This is a genomic window from Actinacidiphila sp. bgisy160 (genome assembly GCF_965342435.1).
Taxonomy (GTDB): Bacteria; Actinomycetota; Actinomycetes; order Streptomycetales; family Streptomycetaceae; genus Actinacidiphila.
This window is the reverse complement of the sequence record NZ_CBDRCM010000001.1, coordinates 20,509-33,688: the sequence shown is the minus strand read 5'-3', so window position 1 is coordinate 33,688 and position 13,180 is coordinate 20,509. Positions and strand designations below refer to the sequence as shown.

Below are 13,180 nucleotides of genomic sequence, written 5' to 3'. Positions count from 1 at the left end.
CGCTACCCGTGCCGTCCCCAGGCACCCGCCGCAGCACCGAAGTGCCGCGCCACATGTACTAAGTGGGCCAGCACCTCGGAATTGGCTCGGGTCCGTCCCACATAGTGGAGACCAAATTAGTGACGTCGGCCACAACGCCACTGCTGGGCGTGTAAACGACGAAGGGCGGCGCCCCGGGGTCATCGCCCGAGACACCGCCCGTCGGCCGTCAGTGCCGCCGTCAGTCGGCGAGGTCGACGTGCAGTGCGGCCAGTTCCGCCTCCGCCGGGTCCAGGCCACGAAGCCACGCCGGGCCGTCGTAGTCGATCGTCACCCGCGCCGGGTCGAACCGCTTCGGTGCGCCGGGGGTCGCCGGACGGACGACTACCCGCGTACCCAGGTCGGCCAGCAGTGCCCGGCGGCCCTCCTCGTCGCGTCGCTCCCACTCGTCGGCGACGGTGCCTCCGGCGTCGACCCACCTGCCGACGGAGTGCTCGGCCTCGGCCTTGAGCTCGGCCTGTCGCTTCTCCAGTACTTCCAGCTGGCGGTACGCGATGCGCACCGCTGTGCCGTTCGGGTCAAGCGCCTGCAAGTTAATCGAGAGTCGTTCGATCGACGCGGACACCTCGGAGAGTTGGAGGACGGCGGACCCGTCCGGCTCGGCCCAGCGCATCCGGGTGAAATTGCCGAACCGACGGAGGTAGTCCTCAGTGACCAGCTCCTCCAGGTATCGCGCCGTGACGACGTTCGGGCGGTGGATGCCGCGCTTCCCGACACCGGCACGGCACACGTACGTCGAGTAGTCGACGCCCTTCACGGCTCGCCGCTGCCGGTACATCGGGCCGTCGCACTCGGAGCAGCGGGCGATGTGGAGGAGGACGGACTTCCCGGAGCGGTCGGTGCCGCGCCCCTTGGCCTTTTCGTCCAGCGCCGCGCGGACAGCGGCCCAGGTCTCGGCATCGAGGAGTGCGGGGCCAGCTGATATGGGCTTGCCCTTGTTGTCGAGCACGGGCTGATTGGTCAGGGCACCGCGCTTGGTGCCTGGCGTTGCCTGGATGAGCCACCCCCGTACGGCGGGCGTGTACAGCACGTCGCGGAGGGTGGTCGTGTGCCATTGCTGCCCCCGGAGCTCTCGCCCGGCACGGGCGCGGGCGTGATCTGCGGGCGGGAGTACGCCCCTCTTGTTCAGGTCGCGAGCAAGGGCAGCGATCGGCTCGCCGTTGTGGACGAGCCGGCTGGCACACTCGCGGATGATCGCGGCGGCGGGCTCGTCGATCTCCCACCGCTTAGCGTTGACCGGTCCGACCACCTGGTACCCGTACGGCGGGAGCCCTCCGAGGTGGTTGCCCTTGGAGCGGTGGTGCTCCTTCGACGCGGTGATGCGCGCCTTGATCATGTCGCGCTCGTACTCGGCGAACGACGCGAAGACGTTGACGATAAACCGCGACGTCTCCGGGGTGAGTACGCCGTCCGCCGTGACGATGGTCGTATTCGTGGCTTCGGCGGCTTTCAGGAGCCGTTGAAACTCCCAGACCGACCTCGCGTACCGGTCGAGCTTGGCGGCGAGCACGTAGTCGGCCCTGGGGAGCCGGGTCAGCACCTCACGCATGCCGGGGCGGTCCTCAAGCTGGGACGCGCCGGAGACGTTGGTGTCGGTCGCGATGTGGACGACGGTCCAGCCACGGTCGGCGGCGTACCGCTTGCAGGCGGCGATTCGGTGGTCGGGCGCCTCGTCGGCGAACAGGCGAGATAGGCGGTCGTAGATCACGACGGTAGGCACGGGCGGCCCTTTCCTTGGATGGCTAGGAAGTGGGCCATCCGCCCTGTGCCTGTTCATGCACGGTTTACGCGGCACGCGGGCGGCTGCGGGACGGTCCACGCCAACGCCGCGGGGGATGTGCCCGCCCGGCTGGAGGCGCTGGGTGCCGTGGCGGGTCTGGACCGGGCAGCGCTGCACAGCCAGTTGGCGGCCGCCCTGTCAGTGGTGGTGCATCTGGTGCGGGACCGCTCGGGCCGGCGCCGGGTCGCCGAGATCCACGTCCTGGAGCGCGGGCCGGACGGGATCGTCGGCACGGTGCCGGCCCTGCGCGGTGCCGAACGCGGCCCGGGATGGGACCGGTTGGCCGCGCTCTGCGAGAGGGGGCGGCCATGAGCGCCGCGGTGCTCCTTGCCGCCCTGTCGGCGGGCGCCGCTGCCTGGGTGGTGTGCGCTCGGGACGAAGTCCTGCGCAGGGCGCGGACGTTGCTCGGTGGCGGTCCTGAGGCCCGCGGGACGCCCGGCGGGCTCCTGGGGCCAGTCGGGATCGAAACCCGCCTCAGCGGGCTGCTGGAGCCGTTCCGGGTGCGGTTCGGCTGGCGCCTCGGCCGCGAAGTGCTTCTCCTGCCCGGCGGGTTGGTCGCGGGACTGGCCGCAGGCTCGGTGCTGCCGGTCCTGCTCGGGGCGGCCGCGGTGCCACTCGCCGGGCGCGGGCTGCGCGAGCGGGAGCGGCGGGCCGAGGCGGAACGGCGGGCCGTGGCGGTGGGTGCGCTGTGCGCGGCGGTCGCCGGTGACCTGCGGGCCGGACTGGCCCCGCCCGCCGCGCTGGCCGGTGCGCTGGGCCGTGAGGGTTGGCCGGAGCGTCCCGGCCTCTCGGACGCCGCGCTGCCGTTGCTGGCCGCCGCCCGGTTCGCCGGTGACGTACCCGCGGCGCTGCTGGCGGCCGCCCGGCTGGAGGGCGCCGAGGGGCTTTCCGGCGTCGCCGCGTGCTGGCGGGTGGCGATGGACGGAGGTGCCGGGCTCGCGGACGGCCTGGACCGGATCGCGGCCGCGCTGCGTGCCGAACGCGACCAGCGGGAGGACCTGAGGGCCCAGCTTGCGGCGCCCCGCTCCACCGTGGCGCTGCTGGCCCTGCTGCCCGTCTTCGGGCTGGTCCTTGGCACCGGGCTGGGCGCGGATCCGCTGGGCACCCTGCTGCGCACACCCGCCGGGCTGGGCTGCCTGGCGGCGGGCGGGTCATTGGAGTGGGCCGGGCTCGCCTGGACCGCGCGCATCGTCCGGACCGCGGAGGGCGGGTCATGAGCGGCGACGTCGTCCACAGGCTGGGGATCGTCGTGGCCGTCGCCGCCGCCCTCTGCGTCGCGGGCGCGTTCGCCGCCGCCCGGAGGGAGCGCGCCGCGCGGCGCAGGCTCCGGCTGCTCATGGGCATGGCACCCCCTGCCCGGCGCGGCAGCAGGTGGCCGGGTACGGCCCCCGTCCGGGAATGGGCGCCGGTCGCCGGGGTCGCTCTGGGCGCGTTCGCCCTGGTCGGCGGAATCCCCGGCGCGGCGGCCGGGATCGGTGCCGCTTACGCGATACGTCGCCGGCAGCGGCGGCCCCGGCCCGCCGGGCCCGTGGACCAGGCGCGGGCCGCGCGACAGCTGCCACTGGCGGCCGATCTGATGGCGGCCTGCGTGACGGCCGGGGCGGGTCCCCGCGAGGCCGCCGAGGCCGTCGGGCCGTCCCTCGGAGGGCCGCTCGGGGAGGCGCTCACCCGCGCCGCCGCCGAGCTCCGCCTGGGCGGCGACCCCGCGCAGTGCTGGGGCCGGCTGGACCGGCTCGGCTGCCGAGAGCTCGCCCGGTGCCTGGAGCGGGCCACCACGACGGGAGTGCCGCCCGTCGAGGAGATCGCGCGGCTGGCCGCTGGCTGCCGCGCCGAACACGCCCGTCGCGGGGCGGCGCGCGCACGTCGCGCCGGAGTGCTGGTCACCGCCCCGCTGGGGCTGTGCTTCCTGCCGGCCTTCCTCCTCGTGGGGGTCGCGCCGGTGGTCATGGGGCTGGCGGGGGCGATCCTCGCCGGCACGACGAACTGAAGGGGGAGTCATGCGAGTGAAGCGTTGTCTGAGGAAGCTGAGCCGCCGCTGCCGCACCGGCGAGCGCGGGATGACCACGGCCGAGTACGCCGTGGGCACGCTGGCGGCCTGCGGTTTCGCGGCCGTGCTCTACAAGGTGGTCACCTCGGGCGCGGTCAGTTCCGCGCTCAGCGGGCTCATCAAGCGGGCCCTCGATGTGGCGTTCTGAGCGCCGCGGCGACGCCGGCTACGTCACGGCGGAGGCCGCGGTGGTCATCCCGTCGCTGGTGTTCCTCACGGGGCTGCTGCTGTGGGGGCTGGCCGCGGCGGCCGCGCAGATCCGCTGCGTCGACGCCGCACGGGCCGGAGCGCGCGCGGCCGCCCGCGAGGAGCGGGACGGCGCGGTGCTGCAGGCGGCCCGCACGGCGGCTCCCGCCGGGGCCGTGGTCTTCCTCCACCGGGGCGGCGATGTGGTCCGGGTGACCGTCGAGGTCCGCTCCCTGTCCCTCACGCTCCGCGGGGAGGCGGTCGCCGCCGTGGAGGGAACGGGGGAGCGGCCGTGAGCCGGCGAGCGGACGACCAGGGCTCCGCGACGGTCTGGACGGCGCTTCTGGGGGCGCTGCTGGCGCTGGCCGCGTGCGCCGTGCTGACGTTCGGCGCCGCCGTCGCGGCACGGCACCGCGCGGGGGCGGCCGCGGACCTCGCGGCGCTCGCCGCCGCCGACCACGCCCTGCGGGGTGGCGCGGAGGCCTGTGCCACGGCCGGACGGGTGGCCGCCGCCCAGCACGCCCGGCTGTTGCGCTGTGTGGTCAGCGGTGAGATCGCCGACGTCACGGCCGCGGTCGGGCCCGCCCGGGTGCGCTCCCGGGCCGGGCCTCAGGGCTCCGGATCCGGGGCGGGCGCGGGGACGGCGGGGGCGGGCTCCGACGGGCCCTCCGTCGCAAGGAGCACGTCGAGCAGACGTACCGCGCCCTGCTTGTCCAGCGGGTCGTTGCCGTTGCCGCACTTGGGCGACTGCACACAGGAGGGGCAGCCGAACTCGCACTCGCAGGAGGCGATCGCCTCGCGGGTGGCGGTGAGCCAGCCGCGGGCGGTGCGGAAGGCCCGCTCCGCGAAGCCCGCGCCACCGGGATGGCCGTCGTACACGAAGACGGTCGGCAGCCCGGTGTCCTGGTGGAGCGGCACGGAGACCCCGCCGATGTCCCAGCGGTCGCAGGTGGCGAAGAGCGGGAGGAGACCGATCGAGGCGTGCTCGGCCGCATGGAGGGCGCCGGGCAGCTCCTCGGGGTGGATACGCGCCGCGTCGAGCTGATCGTCGGTGACCGTCCACCACACGGCTCGGGTCCGCAGGGTGCGCGGTGGCAGGTCCAGCCTGGTCTCGCCCATCACCTCGTTGGTGATCAGCCGGCGGCGCAGGAAGGAGACGACCTGATGGGTGACCTCGACGGAGCCGAAGTGGAGGCGGGCCTCGCCCCACTCCTCCACCAGGTCCTCGTCGAGCACGGAGATCGCCGTGGTGTCGCGGGCCATCGTCGAGTACGGCGGGTCGGCCCGCTCCACCAGCGCGACGGAGTCCTCCAGGTCCAGGTGCCGGACGAGATAGGTACGGCCCTGGTGCAGATGGACGGCGCCTTCGTGGACGGTGGTGTGCGCGGCGCCCGCGTCGACGGTGCCGAGCAGGCGCCCGGTCCCGGCCTCGACCACCTGGACGGGCTTGCCGCCCTCGCCTCGGATGTCGGTGAGGTCGGCGGCCCTCTCCCGCCGCGTCCAGAACCAGCCACCGGTACGGCGCCGCAGCAGGCCGCGGCGCTCCAGCTGCGGCAGCAGCCCGGCGGTCTCGGGCCCGAAGAGCGCCAGGTCCTCCTCGCCCAGCGGCAGCTCGGCCGCCGCGGCGCACAGGTGCGGGGCGAGGACGTAGGGGTTGTCGGGGTCGAGCACGGTCGACTCGACGGGACGCCGGAAGAGGGCGTCCGGGTGGTGCACGAGGTAGGTGTCCAGCGGGTCGTCGCGGGCGATCAGCACCGCCAGTGCCCCCTGGCCGGACCGTCCCGCCCGGCCCGCCTGCTGCCACAGGGAGGCCCTGGTGCCCGGGTACCCGGCCAGGAGCACGGCGTCGAGCCCGGAGACGTCCACGCCCAGCTCCAGGGCCGTCGTGGAGGCCAGTCCGAGGAGCCGCCCGGTGTGCAGGTCCCGTTCGATGGCCCGGCGCTCCTGGGGCAGGTAACCGCCCCGGTAGGCGGCGACCCGGCGGGGCAGCCGGCGGTCGATCTCGGCGAGGCGTTCCTGGGCGATGACGGAGATCAGCTCGGCGGCCCGCCGGGAGCGCACGAAGGCGACGGTGCGGGTGCCGTCGAGCACCAGGTCCGTCAGTAGGTCGGCGGCCTCTGCGGTGGCGGTGCGGCGCACCGGGGCGCCGTGCTCCCCGCTGAGCTCGGTGAGCGGGGGCTCCCACAGGGCGAAGGCGACCTCGCCGCGGGGCGAGGCGTCCTCGGTGACCTCGGCGACGGGCACACCGGTCAGCCGGGTGGCGGTGGCGCCGGGGTCGGCGGCGGTCGCGGAGGCGAGGAGGAAGACGGGATCAGCCCCGTAGCGGGCGCAGACGCGCCGCAGCCTGCGTATGACCTGGGCGACGTGCGAGCCGAACACGCCCCGGTAGCTGTGGCACTCGTCGATCACGACGTAGCGCAGCCGCCGGAGGAAGGAGGACCACCGGGAATGGCCCGGCAGGACGCCCAGATGGAGCATGTCGGGGTTGGTGAGCACGTAGGTCGCGTACTGGCGGACCCACTCGCGTTCCTCGAACGGCGTGTCGCCGTCGTAGACCGCCGCGCGCACCGCCTTGCCCAGCGGGGCGGCGAGCTCGGCCACGGCACGGCGCTGGTCGGCCGCCAGGGCCTTCGTGGGTGCCAGGTAGAGCGCGGTGGCACCCCGGCCGTTCGGGGCCTCGGAGCCCTCCAGGAGGGCGCTGAGGACCGGCACGAGGTACGCCAGGGACTTGCCGGAGGCCGTCCCCGTGGCGACCACCGCGGAGGTGCCGGCGAGGGCGTGGGCGGCCACCCGGGCCTGGTGCTCCCAGGGCTGTTCGATGCCGCACGCGCGGACCGCGTCGATCACCTCCGGGCGGATCTGATCAGGCCAATCGGCATGGCGACCCGCCCGCGGGGGCAAGTGCTCCGTATGGGTGATGCGCGCGGCCCTGCCCGCCCCCGTGGCAAGCCGCTCCAGGAGGGCGACGGGGGAGGTACGGCCGTGCGCCGACTGCGGAAGATGATCCTGAGCCATCGGCACTCAGTGTGTCACTGGCATGACGGACAATCGCCGTAAGGCGTCGTGCATGCCCGCTGGTAAGTGATTGAATGCCATCGCGGCTGCCGATCCATGGGGGGCGACCGCTCGATGCAAGGTGCTGGAGGATCCGTGGACCTGTCCCTGTCGACTCGAACCGTCGGCGACCGTACGGTCGTCGAGGTCGGCGGCGAGATTGATGTGTACACCGCACCCAAGCTGCGGGAGCAGCTGGTGGAACTCGTGAACGACGGTAGCTACCACCTGGTCGTGGACATGGAAGGCGTGGACTTCCTGGACTCGACCGGACTGGGTGTGCTCGTCGGCGGGCTCAAGCGGGTTCGCGCGCATGAAGGCTCGCTGCGCCTGGTGTGCAACCAGGAGCGCATTCTCAAGATTTTCCGTATCACCGGCCTGACCAAGGTGTTCCCCATCCACACCTCGGTCGACGAGGCCGTCGCGGCGACCGACTGACGTTCGGCGCCGGACCGCGGGGCTCCGGGCGACGCCGACGCCCGGGCCCCTGTGTTGCCCGCCCACAGGCACGAGGGGGAGGCCATGCCCACCGTAGAACTGCTCTTCAGCGCACTGCCGGAGCACGTCCGCACCGCACGACTGGTGGCGGCTGCGGTAGCCCGCAGGGCAGGGGTGGACGAGGCCGTCCTCGACGAGGTCCGGCTCGCCGTCGGTGAGGCGTGCAGCCGGGCCGTCGGGCTGTACCGCAGCAGCGGTGCGGACCGTCCGGTGCGGGTGGTGCTGACCGAGGAGGAGAAGAAGTTCTCCATCGAGGTCGGCGACAAGTCCTCGGAGGCGGACGACCGCCCGGCCGACGCCGCAAATGTGCCCTCGGCGCGTGGTGACAGCCCCGCCGAGCACCCCGAGTCGCTTCCCGACGGCTCGTCCTCCTCGTCCGACTCCTCCGAGGCGGAGGACGAGGGCCAGATGGGTCTGGCCGTCATCAGTGGCCTCGTCGACGACGTCGAGGTCTTCTCGGGAGAGTACGGCGATGTCATCCGGATGAGCTGGCCGCTGAACCCGGCCGCGCTCTCCTAGCCGCCCCGCCCCTTCACGCGCTCCTCCTGCCGAGCCGCCTGCGAGCTTCACCGCAGGTCAGCTCGGCGTGCGCGGATTCACCCGGTGGTTGATCCACTTACACGGTGACTGTTCACCTTTTCCGGTGATATCTGTGGGCGATCTCCTTTGCTACATCCCCGGCCTCGGCGAATTTCGTTTCCTGCGCCCTGTTTTGATCTAGTTCGGCTCCCTACAATCCGTCCATCTTTGCTCAGCTCACAAGCCTGAGCGTCGCGGCTGCTAAGTCGCCGGAGCCGCGCGCCCACGTGCCAAACGTCAAGGAGGACGAATGGCGGGGCCACTCACCCCTCACCTGCAGGACATCGCTCAACCCCTGGCCGCATCACCCGTACTGACCGACGGCAACCGCAATCTCGTGCTCGTCATCGTGGTGGTGGCACTGGCCGCCCTGGTGCTCGCCGTGGTGCTGGTACGTCAAGTGCTCAGTGCCGACGAGGGCACCGACAGCATGAAGAAGATCGCGGCTGCCGTGCAGGAAGGCGCAAACGCCTACCTCGCACGGCAGTTCCGCACTCTGGGAGCTTTCGCGGTCGTCGCGTTCTTCCTGCTCATGTTGCTGCCCGCGGACACCACGTCGCAGCGCATCGGCCGTAGCGTGTTCTTCCTGGTGGGCGCCGGCTTCTCGGCGGTCACCGGCTACATCGGCATGTGGCTGGCGGTGCGCAGCAACGTCCGCGTGGCCGCGGCCGCACGAGCCGCGACCCCGGCGCAGGGTGAGCCCGCGGCGGACCTGACGACCGTCTCGCACCGCGCGATGAAGATCGCCTTCCGCACCGGCGGTGTGGTCGGCATGTTCACCGTGGGCCTGGGTCTGCTGGGCGCCTCCGTCGTCGTGCTGGTCTACAAGGCCGACGCGCCCAAGGTGCTGGAGGGCTTCGGCTTCGGTGCCGCGCTGCTCGCGATGTTCATGCGTGTCGGCGGCGGGATCTTCACCAAGGCCGCGGACGTCGGCGCCGACCTGGTCGGCAAGGTCGAGCAGGGCATCCCCGAGGACGACCCGCGCAACGCCGCCACCATCGCGGACAACGTCGGCGACAACGTCGGCGACTGCGCAGGCATGGCGGCCGACCTGTTCGAGTCGTACGCCGTCACCCTGGTGGCCGCGCTCATCCTCGGCAAGGTCGCCTTCGGCGACTCCGGTCTGGCCTTCCCGCTGCTGATCCCGGCGATCGGTGTGCTCACCGCCATGATCGGCATCTTCGCGGTGGCCCCCCGCCGCAAGGACCGCAGCGGCATGACCGCCATCAACCGCGGCTTCTTCGTCTCCGCGGTGATCTCGCTGGCGATGGTGGCCGTCGCGGCGTTCGTGTATCTGCCCTCGACGTACGCGGAGCTGGCAAACGTGCCCGGCGACATCGCCTCGCACGGCGGTGACCCGCGCATCCTGGCGCTGGTCGCGGTCGCCATCGGCATCGTGCTGGCGGCGCTCATCCAGCAGCTCACGGGCTACTTCACCGAGACCAACCGGCGCCCGGTGCGGGACATCGGCAAGACGTCCCTGACCGGGCCCGCCACCGTCGTCCTGTCCGGCATCTCCGTCGGTCTGGAGTCGGCGGTGTACTCGGCCGTCCTCATCGGCCTCTCGGTGTACGGCGCCTTCCTGCTGGGCGGTGCCTCGATCTGGCTCGCCCTGTTCGCGGTGGCGCTGGCCGGTACCGGTCTGCTCACCACCGTCGGCGTGATCGTCGCCATGGACACCTTCGGCCCGGTCTCCGACAACGCCCAGGGCATCGCCGAGATGTCCGGCGACGTCCACGGCGAGGGCGCCAAGGTGCTCACCGACCTCGACGCGGTCGGCAACACCACCAAGGCGATCACCAAGGGCATCGCCATCGCGACCGCCGTGCTCGCCGCGACCGCCCTGTTCGGCTCTTTCAAGGAGGCCGTCGACACCGCGGTGCGGGAGGCGAACATCTCCGCCGCAGACCTCAGGTGGCTGGACCTGGACATCTCCCAGCCCAACAACCTGGTCGGCCTGCTGCTCGGTGCGGCCGTCGTCTTCCTCTTCTCCGGACTGGCGATCAACGCCGTGTCCCGGTCCGCCGGCTCGGTGGTCTTCGAGGTGCGCCGGCAGTTCCGCGAGCACCCCGGGATCATGGACTACACGGAGAAGCCCGAGTACGGGCGCGTCGTCGACATCTGCACCAAGGACGCGCTGCGCGAGCTGGCCACCCCCGGTCTGCTCGCCGTCCTCGCCCCGATCGCCGTGGGCTTCGCGCTCGGCATCGGCTCGCTGGGCTCGTACCTCGCCGGGGCCATCGGCGCGGGCACGCTCATGGCGGTGTTCCTGGCCAACTCCGGTGGTGCCTGGGACAACGCGAAGAAGCTCGTCGAGGACGGCCACTACGGGGGCAAGGGCAGCGAGGCCCACGCCGCCACCGTCATCGGCGACACCGTCGGCGACCCCTTCAAGGACACCGCGGGTCCGGCCATCAACCCGCTGCTCAAGGTCATGAACCTGGTGGCGCTGCTGGTCGCCCCCGCGGTGGTGAAGTTCTCCTACGGCGACGACGCCAACCTGGGCGTGCGGATCGGCGCCGCGGCCGTGGCGCTCCTGGTCGTCGTCGCCGCCGTCTACATCTCCAAGCGGCGCGGCATCGCGGTCGGGGATGACGAGGGCGCCGACACCGGCCACGACGACACCGCGAGCACGAAGCGATCAGCCGACCCAAATGCGACGGCCACGGTCTGACGTAGCGTTGGCTCATCCTGATACGGCGGCGGGCGTCATCCTCCGGGGTGGCGCCCGCCGCCTGCGCCCACGTCAGATGCATCACCCTCTTCTTGGTTCATAAGGAGCAATAGTGGGCATATCGAGTGGAAGCGATGTGGCCCGCGGACAAGAGCCGTGTAGGTTCCGGGGCCGTGAAGAACAAACTCGCGGCTGCACTGTCCGTCACGGCTGTGATCCTCGCGACGGGGTCGCTGTCGGGATGCGGCGACGGCGGTAACAAGGAGCTCGACGCCTGGGCGAAGACGGTCTGTGACCAGGCTTCCGCCCAGGTCGAGAAGATCAACGACGCGAACACCCACATCAGCAACACCCCGAGCAACGCCAAGCCGCAGGAGGTCCGGAGCGCCGACTCCACGGCGTTCGGGCAGATCTCGGACGCCTACAAGGCGCTCGCCGGGATCGTGGGCAAGGCCGGCGACCCGCCGGTCGACAACGGCGCCAAGCTCAAGCAGGACGCGGTCAGCGACCTCAATGCGCTGTCCACCGCATACGCGAACCTGCGCGAGCAGGTCGACGCGCTACCCGTCTCCGACCAGGCGAAGTTCGCCGACGGGCTGAAGAGCGTCTCCGACAGCCTGGCCAAGGTGAGCAAGAGCGGCGAGCAGGCGCTCGACACGCTGCGCCAGGGCGAGGTCGGCCAGGCGATGGCGAAGCAGCCCGGCTGCCAGGACTCCGGCGCCACGCCCTCGAAGTCCTGACGGCCCGAGGGCGGGTGGGGTCCACCGGGCGCCCTCTCCGGGGCGACAATGGCAGCGTGAGTACGCAGCCGCCCCCGCAGCCCCTGCCCGCCCCCGACCGCGCCGGCCGCCTCCGCGACGCGCTGCGCGCCGCGGCCTTCACGGCCGACGGCTGCCTCGACCTGCTCGGGGCGACCGCCTACGCCGCGCTCTCGCGGGCGGAGACCGTGCCCGCCCTGCGCGCCACCCGCGGTGGCGGCCCGCTGGAGAGCCTGGTGCGGCTCTTCCTGCTGCAGCAGCCGGTCCCGTACGCGCGGCTGCGGGGCGTGCTGCCCCTCGACGCTGCCCTCGAGGACGGCTGGCTCGTCCGGGACGGCGAAGAAGTGCGCGCCACGGTGGACGTCCGCCCCTACGGCGGCGACGGCGGCGAGGACTGGTACATCGTCTCCGACCTCGGCTGCGCCGTGGGCGGCGCCAACGGCATCCGTACGACGCCCGGCGTGGACCGCGCGGACCTGGTGCTCGGCGTCGGTGGCGCGTCGACCACCCTCGCCGGGATCACCGTACGCACGCCCGTGGCCCGGGCGCTGGACCTCGGCACCGGCTCCGGCATCCAGGCGCTGCACGCCTCCCGCCACGCCACCCGGGTGACCGCGACCGACCTCAACCCCCGCGCCCTGCACTTCACGCGGCTCACCCTCGCCCTGTCGGGCGCCCCCGAGCCGGACGTCAGGCAGGGCAGCCTCTTCGAGCCCGTCGGCGACGAGCGCTACGACCTGATCGTGTCCAACCCGCCGTTCGTCATCTCCCCGGGCAGCCGCTTCACCTACCGCGACGGCGGCATGGCCGGCGACGACCTGTGCCGAACCGTCGTCCGGCAGGCCACCGACCACCTCACCGAGGGCGGGCACCTGCAGCTGCTGGCCAACTGGGAGCACACCGAGGGCGAGGACTGGCGGGACCGCGTCGCCGCCTGGGTGCCCGCCGGCTGCGACGCGTGGATCGTGCAGCGGGAGGTGCAGGACGTCACGCAGTACGCGGAGCTGTGGCTGCGCGACGGTGGCGACCACCTGGCCGGGCCTGAGGCGTACGCCGCCCGTTACGACGCGTGGCTGGACGCCTTCGAGCAGCGCAAGACCCGGGCCGTCGGTTTCGGCTGGATCACCGTGCGCAGGACCGGTTCCGACCGTCCCGTGATCACCGCCGAGGAGTGGCCGCACCCGGTCGAGCAGCCGCTCGGCCCGCACATCGCGGCCTGGTTCGGGCGCCAGGACTTCCTGCGTACCCACGACGACGCGGCGCTGCTCGACGAGCGCTTCCGGCTGGCGGACGAGGTGGTGCAGGAGCAGGTGGGCCTGCCCGGCGCCGAGGACCCGGAGCACGTCGTCCTGCGGGCCAACCGCGGCATGCGGCGCGCGACGAGGGTGGACACGGTCGGCGCGGGCTTCGCGGGCGTCTGCGACGGGACGCTGACGGCCGGTCGGATCCTGGACGCCATCGCCCAGTTGCTGGGCGAGGAGCCGGTGGTGCTGCGGGACCGCACGCCGGAGGCGATCCGGCTGCTGGTGGAGCAGGGCTTCATCGAGCCGGTCTGAGCGGGAGCG

The 13,180-nt window shown here is 72.8% G+C and carries 12 protein-coding genes and 1 pseudogene; 11 read left to right on the top strand and 2 right to left on the bottom strand.

From position 1 onward, the window contains the following. Nucleotides 1-220: 220 nt before the first annotated feature. Complete coding sequence (locus ACRWNP_RS00135; protein WP_431958774.1) at nt 221-1,759, bottom strand: recombinase family protein; 1,539 nt, start codon at nt 1,757-1,759, stop codon at nt 221-223. 45 nt (nt 1,760-1,804) lie between these two features. On the opposite strand from ACRWNP_RS00135, the gene ACRWNP_RS00130 reads away from it, so the two are divergent. From ACRWNP_RS00130 to ACRWNP_RS00105, 6 genes and pseudogenes are all read left to right on the top strand, one after another. Continuing rightward, entirely contained in the window at nt 1,805-2,131 is a 327-nt protein-coding gene (locus tag ACRWNP_RS00130; RefSeq protein ID WP_431958773.1) for an ATPase, T2SS/T4P/T4SS family, read from the top strand. After that, entirely contained in the window at nt 2,128-3,036 is a 909-nt protein-coding gene (locus tag ACRWNP_RS00125) for a type II secretion system F family protein (protein WP_431958772.1), read from the top strand. Before ACRWNP_RS00130 ends, ACRWNP_RS00125 begins: the two co-directional genes overlap by 4 nt. Further along, entirely contained in the window at nt 3,033-3,806 is a 774-nt protein-coding gene (locus ACRWNP_RS00120) for a type II secretion system F family protein (protein WP_431958771.1), read from the top strand. The genes ACRWNP_RS00125 and ACRWNP_RS00120 overlap by 4 nt, the downstream gene beginning before the upstream one ends. Nucleotides 3,807-3,816: 10 nt before the next feature. Then, nucleotides 3,817-4,014, top strand: a complete 198-nt coding sequence (locus ACRWNP_RS00115) for a DUF4244 domain-containing protein (RefSeq protein ID WP_431958770.1) — start codon at nt 3,817-3,819, stop codon at nt 4,012-4,014. Beyond that, on the top strand, nt 4,001-4,348 hold the full coding sequence (locus tag ACRWNP_RS00110) for a TadE family type IV pilus minor pilin (protein ID WP_431958769.1): 348 nt from the start codon (nt 4,001-4,003) through the stop codon (nt 4,346-4,348). The genes ACRWNP_RS00115 and ACRWNP_RS00110 overlap by 14 nt, the downstream gene beginning before the upstream one ends. Next, nucleotides 4,345-4,605, top strand: a pseudogene (locus ACRWNP_RS00105) (Rv3654c family TadE-like protein); the annotation flags it as partial. The gene ACRWNP_RS00110 and the pseudogene ACRWNP_RS00105, both read left to right, overlap by 4 nt. Nucleotides 4,606-4,661: 56 nt before the next feature. Here ACRWNP_RS00105 and ACRWNP_RS00100 read toward each other — a convergent pair. Beyond that, nucleotides 4,662-7,067, bottom strand: a complete 2,406-nt coding sequence (locus ACRWNP_RS00100; protein WP_431958768.1) for a DEAD/DEAH box helicase — start codon at nt 7,065-7,067, stop codon at nt 4,662-4,664. Between the two features lie 135 nt (nt 7,068-7,202). Here ACRWNP_RS00100 and bldG point away from each other — a divergent pair, with 135 nt between their 5' ends. The 5 genes from bldG to ACRWNP_RS00075 all read left to right on the top strand — a co-directional run bounded on the left by bldG (nt 7,203) and on the right by ACRWNP_RS00075 (nt 13,171). Next, entirely contained in the window at nt 7,203-7,544 is a 342-nt protein-coding gene (gene bldG, locus ACRWNP_RS00095; RefSeq protein ID WP_018562186.1) for an anti-sigma factor antagonist BldG, read from the top strand. An 84-nt stretch (nt 7,545-7,628) separates the two neighbouring features. Further along, complete coding sequence (locus tag ACRWNP_RS00090; protein ID WP_431958767.1) at nt 7,629-8,123, top strand: ATP-binding protein; 495 nt, start codon at nt 7,629-7,631, stop codon at nt 8,121-8,123. Between the two features lie 310 nt (nt 8,124-8,433). After that, complete coding sequence (locus ACRWNP_RS00085; RefSeq protein WP_431958766.1) at nt 8,434-10,857, top strand: sodium-translocating pyrophosphatase; 2,424 nt, start codon at nt 8,434-8,436, stop codon at nt 10,855-10,857. Between the two features lie 173 nt (nt 10,858-11,030). After that, entirely contained in the window at nt 11,031-11,597 is a 567-nt protein-coding gene (locus ACRWNP_RS00080; protein ID WP_431958765.1) for a small secreted protein, read from the top strand. A 56-nt stretch (nt 11,598-11,653) separates the two neighbouring features. Next, nucleotides 11,654-13,171: a DUF7059 domain-containing protein gene (locus tag ACRWNP_RS00075; protein ID WP_431958764.1), complete on the top strand. Its 1,518-nt coding sequence runs from the start codon at nt 11,654-11,656 to the stop codon at nt 13,169-13,171. The last annotated feature ends 9 nt before the right edge of the window (nt 13,172-13,180 follow it).

Bases quoted from the DNA above. Each gene is read 5' to 3' on its own strand.
- ACRWNP_RS00100 (WP_431958768.1), bottom strand. From the start codon at position 7,067: ATGGCTCAGGATCATCTTCCGCAGTCGGCGCACGGCCGTACCTCCCCC.
- ACRWNP_RS00115 (WP_431958770.1), top strand. From the start codon at position 3,817: ATGCGAGTGAAGCGTTGTCTGAGGAAGCTGAGCCGCCGCTGCCGCACC.
- ACRWNP_RS00125 (WP_431958772.1), top strand. From the start codon at position 2,128: ATGAGCGCCGCGGTGCTCCTTGCCGCCCTGTCGGCGGGCGCCGCTGCC.
- ACRWNP_RS00090 (WP_431958767.1), top strand. From the start codon at position 7,629: ATGCCCACCGTAGAACTGCTCTTCAGCGCACTGCCGGAGCACGTCCGC.
- ACRWNP_RS00120 (WP_431958771.1), top strand. From the start codon at position 3,033: ATGAGCGGCGACGTCGTCCACAGGCTGGGGATCGTCGTGGCCGTCGCC.
- ACRWNP_RS00110 (WP_431958769.1), top strand. From the start codon at position 4,001: ATGTGGCGTTCTGAGCGCCGCGGCGACGCCGGCTACGTCACGGCGGAG.
- ACRWNP_RS00085 (WP_431958766.1), top strand. From the start codon at position 8,434: ATGGCGGGGCCACTCACCCCTCACCTGCAGGACATCGCTCAACCCCTG.